Annotated in this window: 32 protein-coding genes, 3 pseudogenes and 1 riboswitch; of the genes and pseudogenes, 12 read left to right on the forward strand and 23 right to left on the reverse strand. The window is 69.2% G+C overall.

What is annotated here, in order from left to right; genetic code table 11:
* Positions 1-240: 240 nt before the first annotated feature.
* The 3 genes from ACIRR9_RS36950 to ACIRR9_RS36960 all read right to left on the reverse strand — a co-directional run bounded on the left by ACIRR9_RS36950 (position 241) and on the right by ACIRR9_RS36960 (position 1,583).
* Positions 241-396, reverse strand: coding sequence for a DUF6131 family protein (locus ACIRR9_RS36950; protein WP_403761205.1), 156 nt, complete (start codon positions 394-396; stop codon positions 241-243).
* A 116-nt stretch (positions 397-512) separates the two neighbouring features.
* A complete protein-coding gene (locus ACIRR9_RS36955) occupies positions 513-992 on the reverse strand; it encodes a hypothetical protein (RefSeq protein WP_403761208.1) in 480 nt (159 codons plus the stop codon).
* A gap of 33 nt (positions 993-1,025) precedes the next feature.
* A complete protein-coding gene (locus ACIRR9_RS36960) occupies positions 1,026-1,583 on the reverse strand; it encodes a hypothetical protein (protein WP_403761210.1) in 558 nt (185 codons plus the stop codon).
* Positions 1,584-1,835: 252 nt separating this feature from the next.
* On the opposite strand from ACIRR9_RS36960, the gene ACIRR9_RS36965 reads away from it, so the two are divergent.
* Positions 1,836-3,353 (forward strand): catalase, encoded by a 1,518-nt coding sequence (locus ACIRR9_RS36965; protein ID WP_403761212.1) that lies wholly within the window; start codon positions 1,836-1,838, stop codon positions 3,351-3,353.
* A 67-nt stretch (positions 3,354-3,420) separates the two neighbouring features.
* Positions 3,421-3,579, forward strand: coding sequence for a hypothetical protein (locus tag ACIRR9_RS36970; protein WP_403761215.1), 159 nt, complete (start codon positions 3,421-3,423; stop codon positions 3,577-3,579).
* Positions 3,580-3,713: 134 nt separating this feature from the next.
* On the opposite strand, the gene ACIRR9_RS36975 is transcribed toward ACIRR9_RS36970, so the two are convergent.
* Genes ACIRR9_RS36975 through ACIRR9_RS37005 form a run of 7 tightly spaced genes read right to left on the reverse strand, consistent with a single transcriptional unit; the run spans position 3,714 to position 8,069 of the window.
* Positions 3,714-5,564 carry a complex I subunit 5 family protein gene (locus ACIRR9_RS36975; RefSeq protein WP_403761217.1) on the reverse strand — a complete coding sequence of 617 codons (1,851 nt, stop codon included), beginning with the start codon at positions 5,562-5,564 and terminating at the stop codon, positions 3,714-3,716.
* A gap of 11 nt (positions 5,565-5,575) precedes the next feature.
* Positions 5,576-5,920, reverse strand: coding sequence for a sodium:proton antiporter (locus ACIRR9_RS36980; RefSeq protein ID WP_158927556.1), 345 nt, complete (start codon positions 5,918-5,920; stop codon positions 5,576-5,578).
* The gene (locus ACIRR9_RS36985) at positions 5,917-6,672 is read right to left on the reverse strand and encodes an MnhB domain-containing protein (protein ID WP_403761220.1); all 756 of its coding nucleotides are present in this window, start codon (positions 6,670-6,672) and stop codon (positions 5,917-5,919) included. Before ACIRR9_RS36985 ends, ACIRR9_RS36980 begins: the two co-directional genes overlap by 4 nt.
* On the reverse strand, positions 6,662-6,967 hold the full coding sequence (locus ACIRR9_RS36990; protein WP_403761223.1) for a Na(+)/H(+) antiporter subunit B: 306 nt from the start codon (positions 6,965-6,967) through the stop codon (positions 6,662-6,664). Before ACIRR9_RS36990 ends, ACIRR9_RS36985 begins: the two co-directional genes overlap by 11 nt.
* Before the next feature lie 7 nt (positions 6,968-6,974).
* Positions 6,975-7,283, reverse strand: a complete 309-nt coding sequence (locus tag ACIRR9_RS36995; protein ID WP_403761226.1) for a cation:proton antiporter — start codon at positions 7,281-7,283, stop codon at positions 6,975-6,977.
* Between the two features lies 1 nt (position 7,284).
* The gene (locus ACIRR9_RS37000) at positions 7,285-7,578 is read right to left on the reverse strand and encodes an MrpF/PhaF family protein (protein ID WP_403761229.1); all 294 of its coding nucleotides are present in this window, start codon (positions 7,576-7,578) and stop codon (positions 7,285-7,287) included.
* A complete protein-coding gene (locus tag ACIRR9_RS37005; protein ID WP_403761230.1) occupies positions 7,575-8,069 on the reverse strand; it encodes a hypothetical protein in 495 nt (164 codons plus the stop codon). Before ACIRR9_RS37005 ends, ACIRR9_RS37000 begins: the two co-directional genes overlap by 4 nt.
* 424 nt (positions 8,070-8,493) lie before the next feature.
* Here ACIRR9_RS37005 and ACIRR9_RS37010 point away from each other — a divergent pair, with 424 nt between their 5' ends.
* From ACIRR9_RS37010 to ACIRR9_RS37020, 3 genes are all read left to right on the forward strand, one after another.
* Complete coding sequence (locus tag ACIRR9_RS37010) at positions 8,494-8,925, forward strand: low affinity iron permease family protein (RefSeq protein WP_403761232.1); 432 nt, start codon at positions 8,494-8,496, stop codon at positions 8,923-8,925.
* Between the two features lie 139 nt (positions 8,926-9,064).
* Positions 9,065-9,991, forward strand: a complete 927-nt coding sequence (locus ACIRR9_RS37015) for a PhzF family phenazine biosynthesis protein (protein ID WP_403761235.1) — start codon at positions 9,065-9,067, stop codon at positions 9,989-9,991.
* Between the two features lie 146 nt (positions 9,992-10,137).
* Positions 10,138-10,260 (forward strand): hypothetical protein, encoded by a 123-nt coding sequence (locus ACIRR9_RS37020; protein WP_403761238.1) that lies wholly within the window; start codon positions 10,138-10,140, stop codon positions 10,258-10,260.
* 58 nt (positions 10,261-10,318) lie between these two features.
* Here the strand turns inward: ACIRR9_RS37020 and ACIRR9_RS37025 are convergent, their stop codons facing one another.
* Positions 10,319-11,089, reverse strand: coding sequence for a maleylpyruvate isomerase N-terminal domain-containing protein (locus ACIRR9_RS37025; RefSeq protein ID WP_403761241.1), 771 nt, complete (start codon positions 11,087-11,089; stop codon positions 10,319-10,321).
* Positions 11,090-11,427: 338 nt separating this feature from the next.
* Between ACIRR9_RS37025 and ACIRR9_RS37030 the strand changes: the two genes are divergently transcribed.
* Entirely contained in the window at positions 11,428-12,222 is a 795-nt protein-coding gene (locus tag ACIRR9_RS37030) for a VOC family protein (RefSeq protein WP_403761395.1), read from the forward strand.
* Here ACIRR9_RS37030 and ACIRR9_RS37035 read toward each other — a convergent pair.
* Positions 12,203-13,102 (reverse strand): AraC family transcriptional regulator, encoded by a 900-nt coding sequence (locus ACIRR9_RS37035; RefSeq protein WP_403761397.1) that lies wholly within the window; start codon positions 13,100-13,102, stop codon positions 12,203-12,205. The genes ACIRR9_RS37030 and ACIRR9_RS37035 overlap by 20 nt on opposite strands.
* Between ACIRR9_RS37035 and ACIRR9_RS37040 the strand changes: the two genes are divergently transcribed.
* From ACIRR9_RS37040 to ACIRR9_RS37055, 4 genes are read left to right on the forward strand one after another with little or no spacing between them, the layout of a single operon-like run.
* Positions 13,076-13,393 carry a hypothetical protein gene (locus ACIRR9_RS37040; protein WP_403761406.1) on the forward strand — a complete coding sequence of 106 codons (318 nt, stop codon included), beginning with the start codon at positions 13,076-13,078 and terminating at the stop codon, positions 13,391-13,393. The genes ACIRR9_RS37035 and ACIRR9_RS37040 overlap by 27 nt on opposite strands.
* 44 nt (positions 13,394-13,437) lie before the next feature.
* Positions 13,438-14,082, forward strand: coding sequence for an NAD(P)-dependent oxidoreductase (locus ACIRR9_RS37045; protein WP_403761244.1), 645 nt, complete (start codon positions 13,438-13,440; stop codon positions 14,080-14,082).
* A 38-nt stretch (positions 14,083-14,120) separates the two neighbouring features.
* Positions 14,121-14,402 (forward strand): YaaC family protein, encoded by a 282-nt coding sequence (locus tag ACIRR9_RS37050; protein ID WP_403761248.1) that lies wholly within the window; start codon positions 14,121-14,123, stop codon positions 14,400-14,402.
* Positions 14,399-15,160, forward strand: a complete 762-nt coding sequence (locus tag ACIRR9_RS37055; RefSeq protein WP_403761251.1) for a YaaC family protein — start codon at positions 14,399-14,401, stop codon at positions 15,158-15,160. Before ACIRR9_RS37050 ends, ACIRR9_RS37055 begins: the two co-directional genes overlap by 4 nt.
* A gap of 458 nt (positions 15,161-15,618) precedes the next feature.
* Here the strand turns inward: ACIRR9_RS37055 and ACIRR9_RS37060 are convergent.
* The 3 genes and pseudogenes from ACIRR9_RS37060 to ACIRR9_RS37070 all read right to left on the reverse strand — a co-directional run.
* Positions 15,619-15,810 (reverse strand): annotated as a pseudogene (locus tag ACIRR9_RS37060) (hypothetical protein); the annotation flags it as partial.
* Positions 15,734-16,672: a transposase gene (locus ACIRR9_RS37065; RefSeq protein WP_403761254.1), complete on the reverse strand. Its 939-nt coding sequence runs from the start codon at positions 16,670-16,672 to the stop codon at positions 15,734-15,736. The pseudogene ACIRR9_RS37060 and the gene ACIRR9_RS37065, both read right to left, overlap by 77 nt.
* A 374-nt stretch (positions 16,673-17,046) precedes the next feature.
* Positions 17,047-17,142 (reverse strand): annotated as a pseudogene (locus tag ACIRR9_RS37070) (hypothetical protein); the annotation flags it as partial.
* 35 nt (positions 17,143-17,177) lie between these two features.
* Here ACIRR9_RS37070 and ACIRR9_RS37075 point away from each other — a divergent pair.
* Both ACIRR9_RS37075 and ACIRR9_RS37080 read left to right on the forward strand, forming a co-directional pair.
* Positions 17,178-17,369, forward strand: a pseudogene (locus tag ACIRR9_RS37075) (hypothetical protein); the annotation flags it as partial.
* Positions 17,350-17,577 (forward strand): hypothetical protein, encoded by a 228-nt coding sequence (locus tag ACIRR9_RS37080; RefSeq protein WP_403761257.1) that lies wholly within the window; start codon positions 17,350-17,352, stop codon positions 17,575-17,577. The pseudogene ACIRR9_RS37075 and the gene ACIRR9_RS37080, both read left to right, overlap by 20 nt.
* Positions 17,578-17,627: 50 nt before the next feature.
* On the opposite strand, the gene ACIRR9_RS37085 is transcribed toward ACIRR9_RS37080, so the two are convergent.
* From ACIRR9_RS37085 to ACIRR9_RS37120, 8 genes are all read right to left on the reverse strand, one after another.
* Positions 17,628-18,227, reverse strand: coding sequence for a cation transporter (locus tag ACIRR9_RS37085; protein WP_403761259.1), 600 nt, complete (start codon positions 18,225-18,227; stop codon positions 17,628-17,630).
* A 124-nt stretch (positions 18,228-18,351) separates the two neighbouring features.
* Positions 18,352-19,641 carry an NRAMP family divalent metal transporter gene (locus ACIRR9_RS37090; protein ID WP_403761262.1) on the reverse strand — a complete coding sequence of 430 codons (1,290 nt, stop codon included), beginning with the start codon at positions 19,639-19,641 and terminating at the stop codon, positions 18,352-18,354.
* Complete coding sequence (locus tag ACIRR9_RS37095) at positions 19,638-21,005, reverse strand: magnesium transporter MgtE N-terminal domain-containing protein (RefSeq protein ID WP_403761264.1); 1,368 nt, start codon at positions 21,003-21,005, stop codon at positions 19,638-19,640. Before ACIRR9_RS37095 ends, ACIRR9_RS37090 begins: the two co-directional genes overlap by 4 nt.
* Positions 21,006-21,294: 289 nt before the next feature.
* Positions 21,295-21,472, reverse strand: a riboswitch (M-box (ykoK) riboswitch).
* A 154-nt stretch (positions 21,473-21,626) separates the two neighbouring features.
* On the reverse strand, positions 21,627-22,685 hold the full coding sequence (locus ACIRR9_RS37100) for a cation diffusion facilitator family transporter (RefSeq protein WP_403761267.1): 1,059 nt from the start codon (positions 22,683-22,685) through the stop codon (positions 21,627-21,629).
* 496 nt (positions 22,686-23,181) lie between these two features.
* A complete protein-coding gene (locus ACIRR9_RS37105) occupies positions 23,182-23,526 on the reverse strand; it encodes a transposase (protein WP_403761270.1) in 345 nt (114 codons plus the stop codon).
* Positions 23,484-24,038, reverse strand: coding sequence for a transposase (locus tag ACIRR9_RS37110; RefSeq protein WP_403761400.1), 555 nt, complete (start codon positions 24,036-24,038; stop codon positions 23,484-23,486). The genes ACIRR9_RS37105 and ACIRR9_RS37110 overlap by 43 nt, the downstream gene beginning before the upstream one ends.
* On the reverse strand, positions 23,935-24,384 hold the full coding sequence (locus tag ACIRR9_RS37115; RefSeq protein ID WP_403761273.1) for a helix-turn-helix domain-containing protein: 450 nt from the start codon (positions 24,382-24,384) through the stop codon (positions 23,935-23,937). Before ACIRR9_RS37115 ends, ACIRR9_RS37110 begins: the two co-directional genes overlap by 104 nt.
* A 217-nt stretch (positions 24,385-24,601) precedes the next feature.
* Entirely contained in the window at positions 24,602-25,303 is a 702-nt protein-coding gene (locus ACIRR9_RS37120) for a hypothetical protein (protein ID WP_403761276.1), read from the reverse strand.
* Positions 25,304-25,482: the final 179 nt, after the last annotated feature.

The raw sequence follows: 25,482 nt of genomic DNA on the forward strand, positions 1-25,482 counted from the left end.
CAGGTCACTCGTCCCCAGGACGGCATTTCCATGATCGGTGATGGCCGCGTTTCCTCTCCCCCAGTCACTTCCGCGATGGCGCCCCGCCGGGCCGGCGCTCGAAGGCGCAGCAGCCCGCAGACTCCAGGACCTGGCAGGACCGGCCGCACCGCCGTCGCCGTGGGGCCGAAGCTGGCCTGTACCGGGCAGCACGCCTTTCGTTGGAGCCTGTCGGGTGTCCTGGGCGCACCGACTGGGGCGCTACCAGTAGTGGCGCCGTCCGGCGACGGCATGCCCCAGGGAGCCGAGAAGGAACAGGACGAGCCCGATCACGAGCAGGACGATCCCGATTGTCCACAGGATGGCGATGTGGAAGATGAATCCGAGGATGAGCAGGATGACGCCGATGGCGATCACGGCCTTCTCCTCTCTATCCGGCCGGAGTGCCGGCCTCTGATGGGTGTGGGACGGGGGTCGCCCTTTGGTCTTCCCGCCGCTGCCGGCCGTCTGCCTTCGGCCATCGGACCGGCGTTTCAGGTGGTCAGCAGGCGGTTGAAGAACGAGCGGTAGTGGCGGAGGGCCGTACGCAGGGCTTCGGTGTCCGCCTCCCCGCCCTGGTTCCACTGGCCTTCGAGCTCCTTCTTGTGCTCGTCGAACGTCGCGGCGAGTGTCTGCATGACGCCGGCGACCAGGCTGTCCGCGTCCTGCACGGCATGGCGGGGGTCGTCGACGAACGTGGTCTGGATCTTCTCCCAGTCAGTACGGAATTCCTGCTCGTCGTGGACCGTCAGCAGTCGCGGCATCTCGTCCGCGTCCTCGGCCCGTGCCTCCGCCGCAGGGGCGTCTGCGTCGTGAGCCCCGAAGCCCTTCACGTCGGCTCGCGCGTCGCTCTCGCCAGGGTAGGCGGGGGCCGGCGACGTGCTGTCCGGTGCTCGGTCGGTCTCGCGAGGCTGTGCGAGGTCCTGGGTCGAGAGCCTGGTGTCAGCCGTGTGCGGTGTGTCGTTGCGTTCCATGTCGTCTCCGTCGGGCTTCTGTCCGCTTGGCAGTCAGGCCCTTGCATGGCGGGTCTGGCCGCCGTCGATGAGGAGTTCGTCGAACAGTGCCCGGTAGTGCACCATGGCGCCGCGCAGCTGTTCGGTGGTGGCTTTGTGGCCCGTGCTGAGCGTGTCGATCTCGTGGGCGGCCCGGTAGTGGTCAAGGGTGCGGCCGTGTTCCACGGAGAGATCCTTGAGCTGCTGGTCGTAGCTCTCCGTCGGATAACCGCGTGCCTGCATCAGTGACGTCACCAGCCGGTCCGCATCGTGCACGGCGTCCTCGGGCCGGTCCACGAACTCGTGCTGCACGTCGTTCCAGTCCCGGGTGTAGCGCTCCCGGACACCGTCGGGCAGCGGCTTGATGTCGAGCTTGTCATGTCGCTTCTCGCGCGTGCTGAGCTCGCGCTCCGCGGCCATCCTGCTGTCCGCGCCGTCGACCGTCCGGTCGTACTCCGGGCCGAACCGCTCGCGCAGAGCCCTGCGCCGCCGGACGAGAGCCAGAGCCAGGACGATCAGCACGACGACCACCGCGACGGGAATGACGATCTCCAGAAGCGTGCCGGTAGACATCGGATCGGCCTCCTTTCCGATGGGTCGATGTCGTCCGGGTACCCCTTCCGCTTCGGATATCCCAAGGCGCGGAAAGAGTTTGGGTCAGCAGGGACCCGGCGCGTCGGGGATCCATCGTCCAGAGGATGTTTGGCGCGGCTGCTCGGGATCACGCGGCTTGTGGGTCCCGCGAGGCCGCCGCAACAGGCGCCGAATTTCCTGCGCTCGTCCAGTGCGACGGCTGTGAAGCCCGGCGAAGGGAGAAGAAGTGCCATGACGGAGATCCACAACACCACCACGACCGACTCGGGCGCTCCGGTGGAGAGCGACGAACACTCACTGACCGTCGGCCCCGGGGGGCCGATCCTCCTGCAGGACGCCTATCTGATCGAGCAGATGGCGCAGTTCAACCGCGAGCGGATTCCCGAGCGCCAGCCGCATGCGAAGGGCAGCGGCGCCTTCGGCCGCTTCGAGGTGACTCATGACGTGAGCGCCTTTACCAAGGCGGCCCTCTTCCAGCCGGGCACCCGTACCGACCTGGTGGTCCGGTTCTCGACCGTGGCCGGCGAGCGCGGCAGCCCGGACACCTGGCGCGACCCGCGCGGCTTCGCGGTGAAGTTCTACACCAGCGAGGGCAACTACGACATGGTCGGCAACAACACGCCGGTGTTCTTCGTGAAGGACCCGATGAAGTTCCAGCACTTCATCCGCTCCCAGAAGCGCCGCGCGGACAACAACCTGCGCGACCACGACATGCAGTGGGACTTCTGGACGCTCTCTCCGGAGTCCGCGCACCAGGTCACCTGGCTGATGGGCGACCGCGGCATTCCGCGGAGCTGGCGCCACATGAACGGCTACACCTCCCACACCTACATGTGGATCAACGCCTCCGGCGAGCGGTTCTGGGTGAAGTACCACTTCAAGACGGACCAGGGCATCGAGTGCTTCACCCAGCACGAGGCCGACCAGATGGCCGCCGTCGACACGGATTACCACATGCGGGATCTCTTCGAGCACATCCGGGACGGCGACTTCCCCAGCTGGACACTGTATGTGCAGGTGATGCCGTACGAGGAGGCGCCGGGCTACCGCTTCAACCCGTTCGACCTGACCAAGGTGTGGCCGCACGGCGACTACCCGCTCGTCCCGGTCGGCCGGATGACGCTCGACCGCAACCCGACCGACAACCACGCCGAGATCGAGCAGGCGGCCTTCCAGCCCAACAACCTGGTCCCGGGTATCGGGCCGAGCCCGGACCGGATGCTGCTCGCCCGGCTCTTCTCGTACGCGGACGCGCATCGCCACCGCATCGGCACCAACTACCAGCAACTCCCCGTGAACGCCCCGATCACCGACGTCCGTTCCTACTCCAAGGACGGGGCGATGGCCTACCGGAAGACATCCGATCCGGTCTACGCCCCGAACTCCAAGGGCGGCCCGGCGGCCGACCCCGCCCGATACATCCCGCCGAGCTGGGAGGCCGACGGCGAGATCGTCCGCGCGGCCTACGTCAGCCACCCCGAGGACGACGACTGGGGGCAGCCCGGCACTCTGGTGCGCGAGGTCATGGACGACGACGCCCGTGACCGACTGGTCGACAACGTCGTGGGGCACCTCCTCAACGGCGTGAGTGAGCCCGTCCTCGACCGCGCCTTCGAGTACTGGTCGAACATCGACGAGACCATCGGCAAACGCATCGCCGACGGTGTGCGAGCGAAGTCCCACGAAAAGGACCCGAAGGCGGCCGAACAGGGCAGTCCCGCGCGCCGCGCCATGCAGCGCAAGGCATAGGACGCTTCAGCAGCGGCCACGTCGAGCGACACGGCCCACGCTCCGAAATCCGAGAGAGGAGAATCCCATGAAGACACCCGACGACAACGACACACCTCCACTCGACGACGAGACACGGCAACGGTCCGCAGAGCAGCGGCATGTCACCGCACCCACACCGCGAGACGTACGGGAAAAGGCCGAGCGTGATGACGAGCCCGAATTCCCGACCGGAGACAGGACCTGACCACCGTCGCATATCCCGGGAGAAGGAAACCCGCCGTATGCCGGCGGGTTTTCCTGTTGCCGCCGCAGGCGGTGCCGTGCCGCGATGGCGGCCGTCGTCTCAAGGTCAGTTGGCGGCGGCTCAGTGACAGCGCACTACGCGGTCATGGCGACCAGCAGCACCGCGACCCCGACGACGAGCCAGGCGACGTAGTCACCCAGGTGTCCTGAGTGCAGCCGTCGCAACGGCACGATCACCCGTCGTCCCACCGTCTCGCAGACAGCCGTGACCCGGCCCGCGAACGGTGACCGCAGAGCTGGACCCCATACGGCGACTGCGGCAAGGAGTACCGCCACAAGAGTCGAGACGAGCCCGAGGAGCACGCCCTCGGTGTTCCAGCCGACGGTGGGCACCGGCGCGGACGGCGCCACGGGATGGCCGAATGCGGCGGTGGTGTAGGCGGTGCGGTCGGTGAACTGCCTGGCCGCGTGGGCGAGGGCGACACCGGGGCCGGGGAGGAGCCCGACGGCGAGAGCTGCGGCCAGCAGGACGGAGGGCACCGCGAGCATCGGGACCGGGATCCGTCGCCGTGGATCGCGGATCTCCGGTTCCTCGCCGTCGCCGGTGGTCTCCGGGCCGGCATACCGCTCGCGAGGCTGAGGCCCGGCACCGGCGAAGATCCGGGCGCCGGCGCGCAGCACGGCCCCGCCCGTGAGGGCCGACACGAACACGAACACCGCGGGCAGCCAGGGGAACCGCTCCGCACCGGCATGCTCGGTGACGGCCTTGCCCAGGCCCGTGCCGAACGGGGGCAGGCCGGCAAGCGCGAGACCGCCGACGGCGAACAGCGCCCCCACGAAAGGCAGTTCGCGGCCGCGCCGGTACAGCCCGTGCTCGTCGACGGAGCCGAACCGGTCCAGCAGTACGCCTGTCGTGGCGAACAGGGCCGCCTTCACCCCGGCGTGGGCGGCGACGTACAGGGCCACCCCGGCCGTCCCGGCGGGGGTGAGCAGCGCCGCCCCGGCGAGGAAGAGGCCGACATGGCCGACGGTGGAGAAGGCGAGCAGACGCTTGAGATGCCGCTGCTGCCAGCACATCACGGCACCCACCAGCGCCGTCAGCACCCCGGCGGCCACGAAGGTGCCACGCAGGTGTGCCTGGGCGATGCCGTGGGGTCCGGAGAACACGACCCAGTAGACGCGCGCGACGCCGTAGACACCGAGTTCCACCATGACGCCGGAGAGCAGCATGCACACTGGGGTCGGGGCGACGGAATGGGCGTCGGGCAGCCAGAAGTGCAGCGGTACCACCGCCGCCTTGACCAGCAGGCCGGTGACGATCAGCACGAAGGCGACGGAGAGCAGGGCGTCGGGGCGGTGCCTCGTCAGCTGCACCCCGATCTGCGCGAAACCGAGCTCACCGGTGCGGGCGTACACCAGGCCGATGCCGAGCAACGAGCAGTACGCGCCGAGGGAGTTGACGACGCCGAAGACCAGGGCGCCCTGTACCGGCCGTGGATCCTCGATGCGATAGCCGGTGAGTGCGTAGGCGACCGCCCCCATCAGCTCGAAGAAGACGAACGCGTCGAACAGGTCGCCGGTCAGCGCGAACCCGACCATACCGGCCTCGAAGAGAAGGAGGAGAGCGGGGAAGGTGCCCGCGTGCGCCACGGGCGGCTCGTCGAAGTAGCGCCAGGAGTAGGCGACGACCGCGAGGACGAGCGCGCTGGTCAGCAGTGCGAGGCCGATACCGATCCGGTCACCGACGAGCACGATGCCGACGCTCTCACCGTGCACCGGTGTCCAGCCGCCCAGCCACGAGACACTGTGCCCGTCGCCGGTGCGCAGCCACAGCAGGACGAGGCCGGCGACCTCCAGCACCGCCCAGACGGCGACCAGCGCGTCGATGGCCGGGCGTGGCAGCCGGCGCCCGGTGATCACGAGGACGACGGCGCCCAGCAGCGGGACGGCGACGGCGAGCGGCAGCAGATCGGCGGTACGCACCATAACCCGGCCCGCTAGCCCTTCAGCCCGGTCAGCGCGTCCGGGTCGACCGTGCCGTGGCGCTTGCGGATCTGGATGGCGAGTGCCAGCAGCAGCGCCGTGACCGTGGCGCCCACGACGACGTCGGTGAGCGCGAGCGCCTGCACGACCGGGTCGACGGTCCGGGTGCGCAGGGGAGTGTCGGTGAAATACGGCGCGATGCCGCCGCGCCGGTAGCCGACGGTGAGCAGCAGCACGTACGTCGACGACTGCGCCACGGCGAGACAGCCGACGGCGTGGACGATGTCCCGGCTGGTGACCATGCCGTACACACCGGCGAGGAAGATCCAGCCGGCGGTCAGGAAGGGCAGGATGGTCATGTGCGGCCTCCCGAGCCGGAGTTCTGCTCAGATCTCACCTCTACGGCCTGGTCCAGGAAGGAGGCGAGCAGGACGATGAGGCCGGAGCCGACCTCGATGCCGACCGCCGCGTTCAGCAGCGGCACCAGGCCACCGGAGGAAAGCTCCCCGAAGGTGCCGAGCGGCAGCACGTTCTGGAGAAAGGCGGCACCGGCGATCAACCCCGCGAAACCCAACGCCACGAACGCGCCCGCGCCGCAGGCGTCGGCCACATCGAGCACGCCCAGTGGACGGATCCGTTTCAGCACGAGGTAGTCGGCGGCCACGTACGCCATGTGCAGCCCGGTGGCCAGGATGACGCCGCCCTGGAAGCCGCCGCCCGGCGACAACTGGCCGTGCGCCACGATGTACACACCGGTCAGCAGTGTGAGCGGCACCATCACCAGGCCCAGCAGCCGGGTGCTGGGCAGGACCCGGCCCGCGCGCGGCCGGCCGACGCGCTCGTCGCGGGCATGGCGCAGCAGCGCCATGGTCCCGAGTACCGAGGCAAACAGGATCGACTCCTCTCCGAGGGTGTCCAGGGCGCGCTGGTCGAAGTTGACCGACGAGACCACGTTGGCGGTGCGCTGCCGCAGGGACGCGGCCACCGCGCGACTGCCGTAGGGGTGCACCGTCGTCCCGAAGTGCGGCAGTCCGGTACAGGCGAGCGTGTACACCACGGCGAAGACGACGGCTGCGGCCCAGAACAGCCTGATGCGCGCGCTACGACTCATCGGCGCCCTCGGGCCCGCGGTCGTCCCGGTCGTGGTGCGACGCCGTGGCGCGCCGCACCTTCCGGACCGTCAGCAGGATCAGCAGCGGGGTGACCGCGGTACCGACGGCCAGTTGGGACAGCGCCACGTCCGGCGCCTGGAGCAGCGTGAACAGGACGGTGAGACACAGACCGAGAACGGCCAGCTGCACGGCCTGCCGCACCGGGTCGCGGGCGAGCGCCGCGGCGGTGGCACTCGCCGCCACCAGCACCAGCGCGACGGCGATCAGATACTCCTGCGCGGTCGCGGTGTTCATTGCGGGTTCATTCCGGGGAGTCCTCTCGCAGCAGACGTTCGTGCTGGGCCGTCGCCCTGCCGATCGCCATGGCGGTGACCGCCCCGCCGAACGCGACGAGCACCGCGATGACCAACAGCTTGAGGGCGGCGCGCCCCGGGCCGGTCTCGACTGCCATCGCGAGGGCGACGAGCGGCCCGCCGACGGTGGAGGCGGGGGTGAGGGCGTGCAGCCGTTGAAACGGTCCGGGCAGCACCAGCAGGCCCACGGCCGAGAGCAGCAGTACGCCGGTACCGACGGTGAGCAGGACGAGCGCGCATACATGACGAGCCGTCATCTCAGGTATCCTCGTGGGTTTCTCGTGCGCCGGCGGTGTCGATCGACCGGCCACCGAGGAAACGGGCGAAGACCAGGGTCCCGGCGGGCCCCAGGACCGCCAGGACCAGGCCGAGATCGGTGAAGGAACCGCGGCCGAACCCCTGTGCCGTCAGCAGCAGGACGGCGGTGACTACGGTGGTCGCCAGGCTGAGCCCCGCCAGCCGCTCGACTGCCGTTCCCCTGCCGACGGCCCACACGCACGGCGGCATACCCAGCGTCAACAGGATCGCCGTCGCGAGCAGCCAGGCGTTCACCGGCGCGCGCCTTCGGTGAGTACATCCTCCAGGCGCGTACGGTCAGCGGTGAGGAAGTGGGCGACGACTGTCGGAGACTCCTGCGCCGCCTCTCGCGTTCCGTGTACGTCGACGACGTACGCGCCGGGAGTGGAGGACAGCAGGGCGCAGGCCCACGCCGCACCGGTACCGGGGGCCAGCGTCGTCGACTTCAGGCTCCCCTCGGGCGAACGACCGCCGACCGCACGCGCCGTGAGCCACCACAGCCCGACCAGGTCGGCGAGAACCGCACCGGGCCAGGCGAGTACAGCCGCACCCCATCGCCGGGTGCCGCCGAGCCGGGCACCCGACGCCGTGTGGACGGCCCGCGCGGCGACCGCTGCGATCGCGGCTCCGCCGGCGACCACGGCGAGTTCGAGGGCGGAGACAGTGCTGATGAACAGGATGTTGAGGACCGCCAGTACAGCCCACCAGGCCAGCACCTCACCGAACGCCGTCGGCGCCATGCGCATCGCCCCTCCTCACCCCCGTGCGTCGTCGTCGCGGACCAGCAACGTGTACCGCGTACGGCCGACGCCATGCCCCACGCACGCCGGAGAACGCGACCCGTCAGGCCGAGCGTCACCGCGATGGCGCATCCTGCGCGGACGCGCGGACACGGCACACCACCGGGTATCGACCGGATCGGCGGCGAAGGGGCGGCACACTTCTCCCACCTGTTCGTCCCGGTTGCCGGCCGCCATCCCGATTTACTGCCCAAAAGGGGGTACCCGGGATGGGTGCACTATTTTCCACGGCGGGAGGAGAGCGAACAGCAATGGCCGGAGAGTGAAAGGCCAAGGGTAAGCGGCAGCGGCCGCGGGCGAGGCCACTGCTGGGCGAATTCTCTTTCGGGACCCGCTCCCTCGTGCCCTGACATCCCAGACTCGGCGAAAGGTGACTGACCTGCCGGTTCGTCGGCACTCCAGGACATCGCTGTTGGTCTTGGTCTCGGGAGGCGAGGAGATCATGGTGATACGGCATCCCGCCGAGAAGGGCCAAGGGAGATTCGAGCGCTTCGCCGAATCTGCCTCGAACGTGACCAGCTCTCCGGTGTTCTACGGGTTCTGCCTACTGCTCGTCGCCTTTTTCATAGCCACGCACGTTGCGGGTCTGTCGGTTTCGCAGCAGATGCTGGCCAGTGATTTGATGACTTCTGTCACCTTGTTGCTGATCGCGTTGTTGAAGAACTCGGAGCGACGGGCAGAGCGCGCTGTCCAACGAAAGCTTGATGCGATCGCCGCAGCGCTCCTGGAACAGGACGAGGGCGAGGCGCGCGAAGCTCAGGAGGATCTTCGGAGCGCCATCAGGATGGAGGAAGATCTCTGAGCCCCGGGCGTCTCCTGGACCAGGTGCCGGCCGAGCGGATGTGGGGCAGGGATCACGGCAGCTCGGCGCCGTCAGCACTGCTGCGGTGAACGTGCCATCGGGTTCAGTTTCGGCCTGACCGGAGAGGAGAGGCAGCCTCATGTCGGACCATCGATCTCCGGGCGACCATGTGCCGTTCGCCTTGGTCGACGTCTTCGCGGACGCGCCACTGACCGGCAACCCGTTGGCCGTCGTCGACATGAGCCATCTCGACGAGGACCCGCCCGTCGCATGGATGCGGAAGGTGGCGCGCGAGTTCAACCAGGCCGAAAGCACGTTCGTCGTACGCCCGAAACCCACTGCGGGCAAGGATGTCGCGGCCCGACTGCGTTCCTTCACTGCAGGCGGAACCGAGGTCTTCGGAGCCGGCCACAACGCGTTGGGTGCGTGGTGGTGGCTCTTCGAGACCGGCCGAGTGACGAGGCCGGACGATGGCGGCCGTCTCACGCAGCAGATCGGCGACCGGGAATCGGATGTCCTGGTGCTTGGGGACACGCTCGGATTGATTCAGGAGCCGGCACGCTTCGGTCGGCAAGCGGATCCGAAGGCCGTCGCCGACGCGCTGCACCTGCACCCTGATGACGTCGACCTCTCCCTTCCCCCGCGGAGCGTCGATACCGGTGCCAGTCATCTCCTCGTCGCGCTTGCCGACGCCGCAGCGCTCACCCGTTGTGCGCCCGAGAAGGCCACGTTGGTCCGAGTCGCACGCGAGTGCCACGCGCAGGGTCTCTACGCAGTGGTCATTGGCGATGAACGCCCCGTGACCAACGTGTCGGCACGATTCTTCAACCCCGGCTCCGGACTCGACGAGGACCCAGCCACCGGAAGCGCCGCAGGCCCATTGTGCGCCTACCTGGACCACCTCGGCCTCCTCGGTGTCCCAAAGCGGTTGACCATCGCACAAGGCGAGTCCATGGTCCGGCCCGGCGTCATCGACATCCATCTCGACCGCAGTTCCCGGCCAGTGGTCACAGGCCGCTGCGCCACCTCTGCGGATGGTCAGTTGAGGGTGAGTTCGATGTGGTGAGGCGATCCGCTTTCCCACCGGGGGTCCCGGGAGCAACCCGAAGCCACGCAGGCAACCGCCCAGCGAAGCCGGACAACTCTATGGCAGAGGGTGCGCCCGTGCCCACCTGTGCCAAATCCTGCGGGGAACCGCGAGAATCCCGATTCGTGAGCGGGCAACGTGCGAGCCACCTGACGCACACGGCAGCACTGCACCCGACGAACACCGTCCTCGGCGTGCTGGTCGGCGGTGCGCTCCTGGGCTTCATCGGCGCTCGTGTCGCCAGGTGAGGCACCACGACCGCGGCCGGAGCTCATGCCGAAGGCGGGAAATCGAGGATGAGCGTCCTCAGTAGCCGCCGAGGAGGGTGCGCATCCGGAGCAGGGCCTCCGGGCCGGCGCTGCTGTGCCAGCGGGACGGGTCGGCGGGGCGGCGGCCCCAGAGCAGCAGGACGCGTACGGCCGCGTCGCTCTCGATCGTCGCGGGACCCTCGGGGGCCGCGAGCCGGATGCCCGCTCCATCGGCGTCTGCGGTGACCACGACGTCGTCCGTACCGGGCGTGCGCAGCCGGCCCTCGATCCGGCCTTCGGGGCCCAGGTCGAGACCGACGCGCCCCTTCTCCAGCAGGGGGCGGCCGACCGAGACCACGCTGTGCTCCGTCATCCACGGCTCGGTGAGCGACTGCACCGCCGCGCGGTCGTCGCCGGTCAGGTCCCAGCGGTGCAGGATCAGCTCCTCCCGCATGTGTTCCGCGAAGAAGGGGGCCTTCACCAGCCGCCCGGTCCACATCATCTCCGTGTCCGGGGACAGGTCCTGGGCGGCTGCTGCCGCCACCTCCGACAGCTTCTCGCAGCGGCTCAGGAAGGTCGCCCACAACTCGGTGTCGGACAGCCGCCGGTACGGCTCCTCGCGATCGAAGCCCCGCGTCTCCACCGGCGTGCCGTCGAGGAACGCCTGGAGCACCCGGGCCAGTTCCTCGGCGTTGCCCGTCTGGTGGACGAGGACGTCCCGTACTGTCCACGCCTCGCACCAGGTGCCGTCGTCGGGGCGCCGCGCCTGTACGGCGTGGACGAAGGGCGCCAGTTCGGGCAGGGTCTCCTCGACCCGGGAGGGAATCATGCGCCATGGGTAGCCTGCCGAGGTGCCGGCCAAACCGGCGCCCGCGCCTGCGGGCCCCCGAGGGCCTGGTCGTCAATGGTCGGCTTACGCTCCGCTGATCCGAGCCCGAGCCGTCCCGGTGGACACACAGAGAATGTAGTTTCAACTCGGTGTATCGCGCACCCAATGTCATGCCCCTGTGCTGCATGACAGAACCAACGACTTGCGCCTCGGCAGTGAAGTGTGCCGGACGGCCGGAACGGCGAGCCCGCCGCGAGAGACGTGCGGGACGCGAACTCTGGTCGGACACTGGAGGTCAGAGCGGCTGCTGACGGGGTACGGAACCAGGACGCATGGCCATGATCCACGGCACGACACACTCCTCCGGTGCGACGGACACCGTCTCCACGCGCTCCGTGTTCGGCGCGCCGTGCTGGGTGAGCCTGAGCAGCCGCGACCTCGACGCGACCCAGGACTTCTATGGGGCCGTGCTGGGCTGGCGGTGGCGCACCGCCCGGCTCGGCGACCGGTTCCGGACCGCGCTGGCGGATGGGGCACCCGTTGCGGGGATCGCTGAGACGGCCACCGTTTGGCAGATGGCCGTGGCCTGGACGCCGTATTTCGCCGTGGCGGACGCGGACGAGGCGGTCGGCCGCGTCCGGGAGCGCGGTGGAACCGTGGCCGTGGGGCCGATCTCCTTCCCTCCCGGAAGGGCGGCGCTGCTCGCGGACCGCGACGGTGCCCGCTTCGGAGTGTGGCAGGGGCAACTCGTCACCGAGTGGGAGGCGTGGCGGCAGGCGGCGCCGACGTTCATCACCCTGCACACCTGGGACGCCTTCGACGCAGCCATCTTCTACGGCGAGGTCCTCGACTGGGCCTCGGACCTGCCCGGCTGTTGCGAGGTCGAGTACGCCGCGGGCGAAGTGCTGCTGCGTAGCCGGGGCCACGTCGTGGCCCGCATCGAGTCGGGCTCGGTGGAGGCACCACCCGACCCTTCTGTCCGGCCGCGCTGGCAGGTCACCTTCGCCGTGGCCGACGTGGAACCGTGCGTCCAGACGGCGGGGATGTACGGCGGCAGTGTCCTGCACGAAGGCGAGCACGAGGCCGTGCTGCGCGACCCCGACGGCGCCCAGTTCACGGTGACCTCGCGTTGATCAGGATCTCCGGAACCGAACAGACGTGCTCCTCCCTGGGTGGTCCACCTGTTGACGAACTGGGGATCATCGGGAGTATCTGCTTGATCCCGGTCCTGTCGTCCGCGGCTTGAGGCCGCGGTGTCAGCGGCTTCGCCGGGCGGCGTGGCTCCGACGGGGGCCGCGACGGTCGCATCCTGCTGGGTACGGCGGAGTCGCCCGGAGCGGTGCCGGTGCGGCGGGTGAAGAACTTGCCGAAGTCGGTGGGTTCCGAGAATCCCGGTCGGCGGGCGATGACGGCGACGGGTTCGTCGGAGTGGGCGAGGAGCCGTTGGGCCTGCAGGGCGACGCAGGCGTCGATGACGTGCTTGACGGGGCCTCCGGTGGCGGCCTGGCAGGCGCGGGTGAGGGTCTTGACGGTGTAGCCCAGGCGGTCGGCGTAGTCCTCGGCGCGCCGGATGGTGGCGCAGGAGCGTTCCAGTTCGGGGTGGAAGCGGGCGTAGGTGTCGCCGCCGGCGTGTGGAGCGGCGCGCGTGCCGGGGCGGGGGAGGCGGTTGACGTGCAGCAGCAGCCCGGCCAGCAGCAGGCGCAGGATCTCGTGCGACGCACCGCCTGGGCGGTCGTAGTCGGCGTGGAGCCGGGCGAGGGGAGCGGAGGCGGCGGCGTAGTCGGTACTGGTGTTCAGCTGCCGGCAGCCCGGTGCGGACCAGTCGTCGGAGAGACGGGTGACGGCGGAGGTCGTTTCGGGGAAGGCGGGCGTGAACAGCAGGTAGGCGCCGTTCATCCGGCCGTGCGGGCAGAAGCGTTGCACCTGGCCGGGGCGGACCCACAGCAGTGTGCCGGGGCGGTACGAGTAGGTGACGAAGTCGATGGTGTGCTCGCCGCTTCCCTGCGCGACCAGGGTGAGGGAGTGGAAGTCGGCACGACATCGCCGGCTGGGGCCAAGGCCGTCGACGCGCCGGCCGCCGACACCGGCTACGACACCGCCCTCGCCGGGCACGGCCTGCCCGCCGGCCTCGAGGTCTTCGACCAGCTGCGCCACTGCCTCGTCGTCGCCGACGACCTGCTCGGCGACGACGGCGAGGCGTACAAGCAGGCCAGCACCGTGCGCTGTCCCGCTTTCGGCGGCCCGTTCCTGATCGACATCGGCAACCAGTGTCTCTTCGGCACCCAGAATGCAGAGAGCGCCTGACGCCCCCGTCCCGCCCCGCACCAGCCACCGAAAGAGATCACAGCATGAGCAGGATCGTCGTGTTCGACGCCGCCGGAAAGGCAGGCTTCCGCGTCGTCGCCGAGGCGGCATCCCGCGGCCACCCGGTCACCGCCGTCGCCCGCAACCTCGATGCGCCGGTCACGCAGCCCGACAGGGTCCACGTGGTGGCCGGGGACGTCACCGACCGGGGGACGGTCGCCGTCCTCGCCAAGGACGCCGACGTCCTGGTGCTGACCGTCGGCGGCCCGGACGCCGCCCTCTACACCGACGCCGTCGCAGCGGCAGCAGCGGCCGCCCGCGCACTGGGCCCGGCCGGCCCCCGCATCATCCACATGGGCGGCGGCGCCGACCTCCTCGACGAGCAGGGCGAGCACATCTTCAACGGCCCAGGATTTCCCGAGGAGTTCAAGCCCTACGCCAGCGGGCAGATCCGCGCGCTCGACTCCTGCCTCACCCTGGACGACGGCGTGACCTGGACCCGTCTGTCCCCTCCTCCGGTCCACTTCGCCCCTGGCGGGCGCACCGGCCGCCACCGCACCGGCCTCGACCACCCCGTCATCGGCGACGACGGCCAGGCCCGCATCTCCTACGAGGACTACGCCGCTGACCTCGTGAACGAGATCGAAACCCCGCACCACCTCAACCGACGCTTCACCGTCGGCAACTGACCCTCGTCCCGGACTGCTCCGGCGATGCCGGGGTGTTCGTGACGGAGACCGAGACTGCGGGTGACCATCTGTACGGGCCCGGCCGGGAACAGTGTGGCCGACAGACGGACGGGACGACAGAGATCCGACTTGGGCTACGGCACTGCCGGACGAGCCTGACGGACAGAACCCAGCTCAGGGAATCGGTCTCCAGAAGAAGAACATTCTCCGCTGCCCTGCAGCAGTTCGAGGAGCAGATGAAGGCCGCGGAGGTTGTCTCACCCGCAACCCGCCCCATCAACCTGTATTACGGCCTGGTCCAGGCAGGTCTGGCTATATGACGGCTGCCCACACCGCGGGGCAGTTCACCTTCGACAAGCACGGCCTAAAGATCGTGGACATGAAGTGCGGCATACCCGACATCGCCGTCCGGCCAGCGGGAGTGGGTGCCTCCCAGGCGGTGTCCGACGCCACGGAATCCGAACCTACGGCGGACACTGTCAGTCTCGGAGCGGTGTGGAGCTCGCTTCCCGAACTCGCCGGACTCCCTCTCCACGGAACGAAATACACGCCTGCGGCCGAATTCATGGCGAGCAACTACCCATCGGTCAAAGATACGGAGGACTGGCAAACCGCCACCACAGCGACGGAGTTTCTGCAGGCGACCGTCTGGGTGAACGAGGACATGCCCTCCTTGCCGGACAGAAGGGCATGGGCGCGGGACTTCCTGACCAGGTATCCGGTGCTGGAAGGCGGCGACCTCTGGGGCGACGAGGACGACGTATTCGTCGAGATCCGCCCAGGACGATTCTCCGCCGAACTGTGTTGGCCCGCCCCCAAAGACGGAATGCGGTCGTCGGAGATCGCGGCGCACTTCGACACCTCGGCCCCCGTCTACCGTTTCAACGAGCACCGTCACCTGCGCCCCGCATTCGAACCAGGCAGGACACCGCCCACGCCACTGATGCCCTGGTGGCTGCTCCTCTACAGCTTCTCCATGTTGGCTCGCTACCAGCCCCCGCAAGTGGACAGAGGCCCTCGACATCGACAAGTCCCCCGACGCAGCCGCCTTGGAATATTGCCTGGACGTCGCCCTTGAAGTCATCCCCCACCTGGTACTGGAGGGCCTGCTCCAAGAGCCGGTACTGCTCTACAGGCCAGTCTCGCGGTAGACCGCCAGGACACATGAGCTCGGAAAACGACGGGGAGTTGTCGTAGGTCACCCCATATTCCTCCGGGAAGGCCCGGGTCAGCACCCTCCGGCTTCCCATACCTGCACAACTGTCAGGGCCGCGGGTCCCACCGGCAATGCAGGCAGGGCCTGCGCGATTCCTTGCAGCGGAGCCGGGGTACAACGGAGCCCTCGCGTGGGCTCCACCCCATCCCGACCAGCCGCACGATGGAGCCCCGCCGGACTGGTCCGGCGGGGCTCCATCGTACATTCAGCTGTCACGGGCGAATCACAAACCCCGTGGACACCATCCCACCACCGGATCCCGAAACTGGACATACGTGTCCGCATAGGACTGGATGGACGGCCTTGGACGGCTTCTACGACATGTGCCATGTGGTACCCAGTGAGGGACCGAGGATCAGGACAGGAGCGTCTTCTGGCCCGTCAAAGCGGTATTGCAGGGTGTTCATCGGTGTCTCACTCACCCGCCTGAGCCTCTCATCTGTCACGACAGCCCCTGTGAGCGGGGTGCCGGCTGCAGCTGTTTGACCAGGTGGAAGACCTCCGCACCGCACAGCGTTTGGGGCAACGGACGATTTCACGCCGGGTCTTGCCCTCCTTGATCCGCCGTTCGTAGTAGTCCTGGGTACGCGGGTCGACCCGCAGGCGGGTGAACACGATCCGATGCAGCGCGGCATTGGCCTGCCGGTCGCCACCGCGGTTGAGGCGACGGAACTGCCGGCGTCCCGAGGAGCGCTCGACGGGGCTCACGCCGCACAGCGCGGCGAAGGATGCCTCACCGTCCAGCCGTTCCGGGTTGTCCCCCACCGTGATCAACAACGTTGCGGCCGTGTCCGGACCGATCCCGACCACGTCCAGCAGGTGCGGGGCATGTCGCTCCACGAGCCGGGTCGGACGAGCGTCCACTTCCCGGATCTGTTCGGAGAGCCGGCCGATGCGATGAGCCAGCAGGCCCAGTGTGATCCGGGTGGCCAGCAGCACCGACTCCCCACCCGCTTCCTCGCCGCTGCTCGCGTCGGTGAACTGCACACAAGTACGCAGGAGTTCGGCATTGCCCAGGCCGGACAGCTCTTCCCGCAAGGCCGGATCGGCCGTGACGAGGACGGACTTGAGCTGATCGAACACGTCGATGCCCTGGGCCGGCAAATAGCGGGACAGCGACGCTCCATAGGAACCGGTCCCCTCAACACCGGCCCGCCGCACGGTTCCCGACCTCCTGGCCCACTTCAGCAGAGCGCGGTACCCGGCCGCGGAGGCCGGGAACTCCTCAGTGCCGAGAACCGCCCCGGACAAGGACAGCACCGCAGCCAGATGCGCATCGCGGTGCGTATCCACTCCCAGCACCACCTCCCTCACAGGGCGGCGGGTCCGCGGCGCCGACGACGCACCGGGCACAGTCTCACCGGACATGCCCATCCCGTTCCTCCTTCCGGTCCGATGGCCTGTCGCGTTGCCGGTGCCGGGCCGCGTAAGACAGTCGGAATCGTGAGAACGCCACAACATCAGGCAGGCCCCTATCGGGACACGCCCCGCCAGCCCGGCACCGCCAACGCACCATCCCCGACCGACGGCCGACACCGTGTGACTCGGACACCTTGGTCAAGAGAGTCATGGGTCAGACCCCGGGCCCGGGACAGCACCCGCCGATCCTCCCGCCCCTCGCAACTCGTCTACCCCTGCTGTTCGAACCCGATCGCCAGTGGAGGCTTTCCGACAGCCGACGCCAAACGCCGACTGCGAGTGAGCGAAAGAGGAAGCACACCGCAAGGTGCAGGCATGACGACTGGGGACAGCAGCCGGTGTACCTGGGGGTAGTCGTGCCGGCCGCGGGCCTGCCACCAGCGGCGGATCGCGGCGACAGCGAACGCCGCCGTGTCGTGATCGGTGTCCGACGCCTAGGCGACGACGGCGGGCCCGCGGCTCACCTCGCGTACCCAGCACCGAGGAGGCCGCCGAGCTGCTGCGAACCGGGCTGAAGGCCATCCCCGCCGAACGGCTCTGGGTCAACCCCGACTGCGGGGTGAAGACCCGCGGCTGGCACGAGACCCGCGCTTCGCTGGAGAACCTGGTCGCCGCCGCCCACACCATCCGCGGTGAGCTTGCCGCCCCCTGATCAGAAGGATTCCGGCAGGCCGGGGACCCCCACAAGTGGCGTCCCCGGCGGCCAGTACGACGTGGGCGTCGTGATCTTCATCGCCGCCTCCGGCCGGTCCGTGGTCCGGAACCTCCATGCTCTCGGCAACATCCCCGAGGCGGTCGTCTGCTCACTGTGCCTGAGCACGGACAACATCGGCGACCACGTGCTGCCGGCCACCGTCTGACGCACACGCTCAGCGGGCTGCTGACGGACGGGACGTGCACGTTCCGTCCGTCAGTGCTCACCGGTGAAGATCTCCCTCACCTCGCGCAGCGCGTAGTACACCAGCACGTATCCGGCGGCCGGGTCGGCCCACCACAGCCCGGCCAGGGAGTTCAGCAGCAGCCCGAGCAGTACGGCGGCTGCCAGCAGGCCGTCGATGAGGGTGACGCGGCCCTCGGTCTTCAACACCGGGTTGTCCAACGCGGTACCGGTACGTGCCTTGCCGGCGGCCAGCGCGAACATCACGACGGCGGTCACCGCGGTCCAGCCGATGCCCAGCGGTGAGTGACGCGGGCGGAGGCCCGCGACCAGCACCCAGGTGGACTGCGTCAGCAGGTACACCGCGAGGAGCGCGAAACCGACGCCGATCAGCTTCAGGGCACGGCGCCGGCGGTCCTCGCCTGTGCCGGACAGTTCCCAGATCACCACGGTGGAGGCACCGATCTCGATCAGGGAATCCAGGCCGAACCCGGCCAGTGCCACGGACCTTGCCGAGAGCGCCGCGACAGCAAGCACCGCGATGCCGATCACGTTCCAGCCGAGCGTGGCGTACTCCAGGGCGAAGCCCCGCCGGATCATCGTCTGGCGGGCGGTGGCATCGGTGTCGGTCACCTGCGGGATCCTCCCAGACCATCTGGCGGCGGGGCGGCCGGCCCGTGCCCGGTCGCCAGGTACGGGCCGTATCTCTTCATCGGGGTCCTTCCGGATGTTCGGGGCAGCGTGGATCTGCGGCGGGTCAGGCCAGGCCGAACCAGCCGAGCACTGTCTGGACCAGCAGGATGGTGGACATGCCGGCGACGCCCACGACCACGGCGGTGGCGGCGATGCGGTAGCGCGGGCTGTTGGCGGCACCGCCGAGGACCGAGCGGCGGTTGGTCAGGACCAGCAGGTAGACGAGGACGATCGGGCTGATCAGGCCCTGGAGGACCTGGGTGCCGATGAGGAGCTGGATGACGTCGACCGGGGTCATGGCGACGGTGGCGCCGAGCACGATCTGGGCGGTGAACAGGCCCAGGAACAGAGGTGCGTCGCGGAAGCTGCGGGAGACCGAGCGTTCGACGCCGGCGGCTTCCCCTATGGCGTAGCTGGCGGAGAGGGGCACCACGGCGCCGGCCAGGGCGGAGGCGCCGATCAGGCCGAGCGCGAAGAGGAGTTCGGCGTTCTGGCCGGCGACGGGTCTGAGGGCCTCGGCGGCCTGGGCCGCGGAGTTGAGCGGGCCGGTGCCGCCGATGGCGGACGCCGTGGCGATGATGATCGTCAGGCTGATGACGCAGGCGAAGACCGCGCCGAGGATCGCGTCGGCGCGGATGAGGGGGTAGTCGGCGGGCTTGGCGCCCCGGTCGACGACGCCCGCGGCGGCGTAGAACTGCATGTACGGGCTGACCGTCGTCCCGATCAGTGCGACCGCGAGCAGGATGAAGTCCTTGCTGGGCTCGACGTGCGGGACGATCAGGTGGTGGCCGACGTCGCCCCAGTGCGGGTGGCCGAGGATCATCGCGACCGGGTAGGCGAAGAACGCCAGCGACATGATGAGGAAGATGCGTTCGGCCCAGTGGTAGGAGCCGAAGAGGACGAGCGCCCAGAGCAGGATCGCGGCCGGTGGGATGACCGCCCACTTGGGTACGCCGAGGAGTTCGAAGGCGGCGCCGATGCCCGCGAACTCCGAGACGACCAGGCCGGTGTTGGCCAGCAGGAGGCAGAAGACCGCGAGGGCGGTCAGGCGCAGGCTGAACTGCTCGCGGATCAGGGCGCCCAGGCCCTTGCCGGTGTAGGCGCCGAGGCGGACGGCCATCTCCTGGACCATCACGAGGGCGATGGTGACCAGCACCATGAAGAAGAGGGTGCCGTAGGCGAACTGGGAGCCGGCCGAGGCGTAGGTGGCAATGCCCGCCGCGTCGTTCCCGGCGTTCGCGGCGACCAGGCCGGGGCCTGCGACCGCGGCGACCATGGTGATGCGCCGCCAGCCCGTGCGGCGGACCGCAGGAGTGGTCGTGGGAGCGGCGATGGTGTCCGGCTCGTGGGTCACTGGAGGAACCTCCGGAAGTGCAGGCGGCCGCGCTCGGGCAGCATCGCGTCGAGCAGGTCGTCGGCCAGGATCCGGCCGAGCGGGCGGCCGTTCTCGTCCGCGACCAGGAGGGAGGAGGCGCGGGCGGCGACCAGTTGGTCGGCGGCGTCGGGCAGGGCGGTGTCGGGGGGTACGACCACGGGCGGGCCGAACTGGACCAGCCAGGCCACCACGTCGGCCACCGGGGTGGTGTCCTCCGCCACCGCCAGGTCGAACAGGGGGATGTCCCAGACCACCCGGCCCGTCTCGTCCAGGACGGCGACGGCGTCGATCTCGGTGCGGTGCTCGGCCTGTTCGGCGAGGCGTCCCCGTACCTCGGCGACGGTCTCGTCCCGACGGGCGGTGACCAGCAGGGTGGTCATGGCGCCGCCCGCGGTGCCCTCGCGGTGGGTCAGCAGGCGGCGCAGTTCGGCCGCCTCGCCGGTCGGCATCCGGCGCAGCAGGTTCTCGCGTTCCTCGGGGGTGAGGTCGCGCAGGGCGTCGGTGGCCTCGTCCGGCTCCATCTCGTCGACCAGCCGGGCGGCGTGCTCGGGGGCGGCCTCGCGCAGCAGGTTCTCCAGCTCGGCCGGTTCCATCTCCTCCAGGGCGTCGGCGGCCTGCTCCGGCTCCAGCCAGTCCAGCAGCTGCTGGCGCTCGCTGCGGCCGAGGTCTTCGAGGATGTCGGCGAGGTCGGCCGGGCGCAGCCGGTGCAGCGCGGTCCGGGACGCGCGCAGCCGTACCTCGGGCGGGCCGTCGGTGGCCTGTTCGGCGAAGGGGGCCACCGCCTGCCAGTCCAGCACCCGTTCCGGGGTGGGGCGGGCCTGCCAGCGGCGCGGGCCGAGCCGGCGCAGGAGGGTGGGCAGGGAGACGTCCACGCCGACCAGCACCACCCGGTCCACCAGGGGTGCCAGATAGAGGTCGGCGGCCCGGGTGACCTGCACCCCGTCCACGTCGACGAGCTGGTGGTCAAGGACATCGCGGGCCAGCAGCACCTCGCCGGGGCGGCGGACGAAGTCGCGCAGGTCGACGCGGGCGGTACGCAGCCGTACGTGCCCGGCGTGCACCTTGCCTACGGCGTCCGCGGCGAGGAAGGTGTGCCGTCGACCGATGCGCAGGATCAGCCCGGTGACCGGCGGATACGACTCCTCGCCGTACAGCCGGGCCACGACGTCGACGACCCGGCCGACCTCCTCACCGGCCTGGTTGGTGACCGGGCCGCCGATCAGGCCGGCGAGCGAGACGAGTGAGGTACGGACGGCCTTGGAGGCGGTGGCGCGACGCTCCAGGGTGACCCGGCGGTCGCGCAGCCGGGCCGAGGTGGACATGAGCAGAGTGTTGACGGACATGCTGAACACCCCCTTGCCCCGGGACGACGGGGCAGCGGGCGGCCGGAACAGCAGCCTCTTCCAGGAATCGGGCACGCGTGTGCCCACCACGCCCGGCAGGCCGACGACCGGACCGGGCGGGTTGACTCAGTGGGAGAGGACGGGCTGCCCCGGGCCGCGGAAGGACGGCGAGGACAACTCGGAAAGGGGCCGACTATGGCCCGGACTACTGTCCAATTTCGCCTCCTCCCGGTCGCGGCCGCGCGCGAGGTCACGGCCGTACGGCAGGGGGAACCAGGCGACTGCACCCGGTACACCCCAACTCGTCAGAGCTTTGGCACTCCACGGCGTAATCCCCGTAGCGGTACGGGGAAGCCACTTGGGGTCACCCCTTGGGCCGGGGAGACCTGTCCTGATCCGGAGCGTCTCTCGACGGGTGGGATCAGTGGCCTGTGTCCGTGAAGACGCCTCACCGAACGAGGTGTCTTATCAAATCCGCGTCCACGGTACTCCCCCGTCGGCCCGCCCTCACAATCCATGACCGGCACTTGACCGGGGGTCTACGGCACCGTGACTGAAGAGGGGTGTCAGATATGCCCGTGTATCGGTGCGGCCTTGGGGAGTTCTCCCGCACCCCGGAGGTCAGTGCTCGTGCGGTCCCGGTCGGTGGACGGGACCGTGGGCATCGTCGCAGTGCTCGGCGGCATCCGCGGGATCCGCGGCGGGCGTGGTGATCTGCAGAAGAGTCCCGGCTCCGGCCTCCTCACCGAGGTGGTCGACCTGGAGGGTGGTGTGGGTGATGCCGTAGTCGCGCTGGAGCACGGCTTCGAGGTCGCGGCGGACGGCGTGGCAGTCGCCTCCGGGTTCGACCAGAACGTGCGCGGAGAGCGCGGACTGGCCGGAGGTGATCTGCCAGACGTGCAGGTCGTGCACCTCGACCACGGCGGGCCGGGCGGCGAGTCGGTCACCGACGGCGTCCGGGTCGACGTCCGCCGGGGCAGCTTCCAAGAAGATACGGCCGGACTCGCGCAGCAGCCCGTACCCGGCCTTCACCATCAGCGCGACGACGACGAGTGTGGCGATGGGGTCGGCACGGTCGAAGCCGGTCAGGACGACGATCAGCGCGGCGATCGCGGTACCGATGAAGGCGAACAGGTCGTTGAGGATGTGCTGATAGGCGCCCTCGACGTTCAGGGAACTCCGGTTGGCCTTGGAGATGCACCAGGTGGCGACCACGTTCACGGCGATCCCGGTGAGCGCCGTGCCGAGCATCAGGCCGCCGTCGACCTGCGGCGGGCTGATCAGCCGCCGCACCGCCTCGTACGCCAGCCAGGCGCCCAGCAGGAGCAGGGTCAGGCCGTTGGCCTGGGCGGAGAGGATCTCCGCGCGCTTGAGCCCGAAGGTGAAGCCGCCGCGGGCCGGGCGGGCGGCGAGCCGCATCGCGATCAGCGCGAGGACGATCGAGGCGGCGTCGGTGAGCATGTGCGCCGCGTCGGAGATCAGGGCCAGCGAGCCGGCCATGATGCCGACGACCACCTCGACCGCCATGAAGACGGCGATCAGGGTCAGCGCGATGCCGAGCCAGCGGCGGTCGGCGTCCGCCGACACACCATGGGAGTGACCGGCGTGCCCGCCGGAACCATGCTCGTGATCGTGCCCGTGCCCGTGCCCCGGCTCATCGCCATGGTCGTGATCGCTCATGTCCTACGCCTTTCCCCCCGCGACGGTTGCTTCGCCCGCAGTGAAGCGCATGATCGAACGAATCGCCAAAGACTGCACCGGTGACCGTTGTCATCACCGTTAAGATGCCTCTGACCTGCGCGAATATTCTGAATTCAGTTCGTGATGAGATCGCTCTCCGGGGATGCGGGAGCCGTGGGCGTGCTGCGGTCGGCCCGGCCGACAGGCTGCGCGAGCCGGTACGGTCGCGGTCACCTGCATTTTCGCTGGTCAGCGAATTCCTGCCGGTCCGTGGGGGTGCGCGGAAGTGCCGTGCTGTGCGCCTGTGTTGCCGTCGGCGTTGCCGCTGAGATTGAAATGGCGGGGTGACAGCGTTACGGAGGCTCCAGTGTCAGTCCGGTTCCGGTGATGAAGCCGTCGAGTAATTCGGGTCGGTGTTGGATGGCGCGTAAGCGGTTCTTCACGAGTGGGGTGAGGTCTTCGATCGTGTGGGGTGCGAGGTTGGCCAGGGACTTCTTCACGTGAGCCCAGACGCCTTCGACGGGTTGAGGTCGGGCGCGCAGGGCGGGAGCTTGACGATGGTCAGCCAGTCGCTGTTGCGCTCGCAGAACTCCCGCAAGGGCTTGGCGTGATGGGTGCCGGCGTTGTCCCACACCATGACCAGCGGGACGTCGCCGAGCTGCCGCCGGGCAGAGGCCAACAGGTCCGCGAACTCGCGGGCCCGGAAGCCCTTCTTCTCGCCGGTTCGGCCCCGGTACGTCTGGGTCCGGTAGATCAGACGGGTCTCGTGGCCTGGCCGGACGCAGATCATCCCGGCCATCAGGACCCGGCCCGAACCCTTGCCCACCACTTTGACCAGCACCGTCGCGCCCCGCCTTTTCCCTTGCCGGGCTTCAGATCTTGGTTCAGCCAAGATTTTCGTGAAGCGGTAACGGAGTGTCGTGCGAGAAGGACTCGCTTGCGCAGGAGCGGGAGCGAGGCCCGTCCGTACATCTGGCGTTTCAGCATTTTGATCCGGTTGACGTGGCCTTCGACGGGGCCGCTGCTCCAGGGCAGGGTGAGACCTGCGATGACGGCGTCCATATCGCGTTCGAGTCCGTCGCTGAAGGCGTGCAGGTACGGCAGTTCGCCCGCACGGACGGCGCGGATCCATGCCGGGAGATCAGCGCCGGTGTGGTCGCAGATCATGCACGCGAAAGCGTGGACGTGGCCTCGGAGTCCGGCCAACTGCGGGCAGCGAGAGAGTAGGTCGTCGAGTTGTTGTTCCTCCTCAGCGCGTAGATGTCCCGGGTGACGAGTGATCCACGCACTGACGTCCTGGGGTTTTGGCGGCGGCGTCGGTGCTGTCTTCGCAGTGCCGCGTAACGGGCGCAGGAAGCGGCGGACTGCTTGTGGTGTGCGGCCCGGGTAGCCCTGCCTGGATCTCGCGGAAGAGTGTGGAAGCGTTGATGCAGCCCTGGTTCCAGCGGTTGATCAGGCAGGGGCGGTAGGCGTCCAGCCGGGTGGTGCGGATGGCGTGATCGGCGAGGGCGTCGGGGTTCTCGCAGCGCGCGTAGCGGCGGGCGGTGTGGCGGGCCAGTCCCAGTTCACGTCCGATCGCGCTGATCGTCCATCCCTGGGCCAGCAGGTCCTGGACCGCCCGGTAGCGTTCCCGGGTCCGCGTGACCAGCCACTTCTCAGCGCCGGTGTCCGGGTTGAGGGCAGCATCGGGTGCTGCCACTGGCGTGGGCTGGCGCTGCTGCGGCGACGGTGGTGTCAGGCAGGACCGATGAGCAATCACGGTGCGTTCGACCGCGTGGGCCAGGTTGTCCCACAGGTGCCACGCGTCGGCGACCTGCCGGGCTTGGGGTGCTCCGGTGCTCGCTGCCTCTAATGGTGGAGTCGGGTATTGGAACTCTCGGAATGCCGTCGTGGTCGGCGTCCATCAGCGGGATCGGTCAGCCGTGATCGGCGGCCGAGTGGCGCTTGGTGTCGACCGCGAAGCCCGCGGTGGCTCGGTGCAGCTGTTGAAGGAACTGCGGCAGGGACGGGGCTGCCGGCTCGAAGTCATCGAGCCATGACGGCGTAGTGGATCGGTGAACCTGCCCGTTCTGGTCGAGAGCGAAGAGGTGTCCTCCGCCGTCGCTGCCGAAAACGATGCCGGTGCGGTGGTCGGCTAGGCGAACCGCTCCGTACTCCGTGAGGTGGTCAAGCACCAGGTCGGGAGTGTGGATGAAGTATCCGTGGTCGATGTCCGGCAGATGCAGCAATGCGATTGAGGAGTAGAAGATGACCAGCGCGGCGGGGAGGTCAGCGGTGTCATTCAGCCGCGAGGCCGCGGCCCGGCTTTGGTCGTCGGCCACGAGGACACGGTTGTCGCCCGGCGGGTAGCCCAGGAGGTCGTAGGTGTAGCCGAGTTCGACGTGTTTGGCGTCGGTGGTGGAGATCAGGTTGCCGGCGTCGTCGTACCCGTAGCTGCTCCCGCCCGTGTCCGGGTCGGTCTGGGACTTCTTGCGGCCCAGCAGGTCGTAATCGAACGTCCAGACCGTGTTGTCGGGGCCGGTGACCTGGTGCTGCTGCCCGGCAGCCGTGTACTGGTAGGTGGTGGCCGACGTGGTGACGCCGGTGGCGGTGAAGCCGGCGGCCGCGGACCCGGACACGGTGGGCGGGGCGGTGTACTGGTCCAGCTCGCTGGTCTGGCCGCGCGCGCTGACCCGCGCTCGGCGCTTCCCGAAATGGGCTTGCGCCCAAGGCGGTTACTGCCGTGAGTTCGTCCACGGCGTTGCGCCTGGCCTGGACAGGAACGAGTGGGATGTCACTCGTTCCCGAGGATGACTTG

Source organism: Streptomyces sp. NPDC101234 (assembly GCF_044767525.1).
Lineage (GTDB): Bacteria > Actinomycetota > Actinomycetes > Streptomycetales > Streptomycetaceae > Streptomyces > Streptomyces sasae.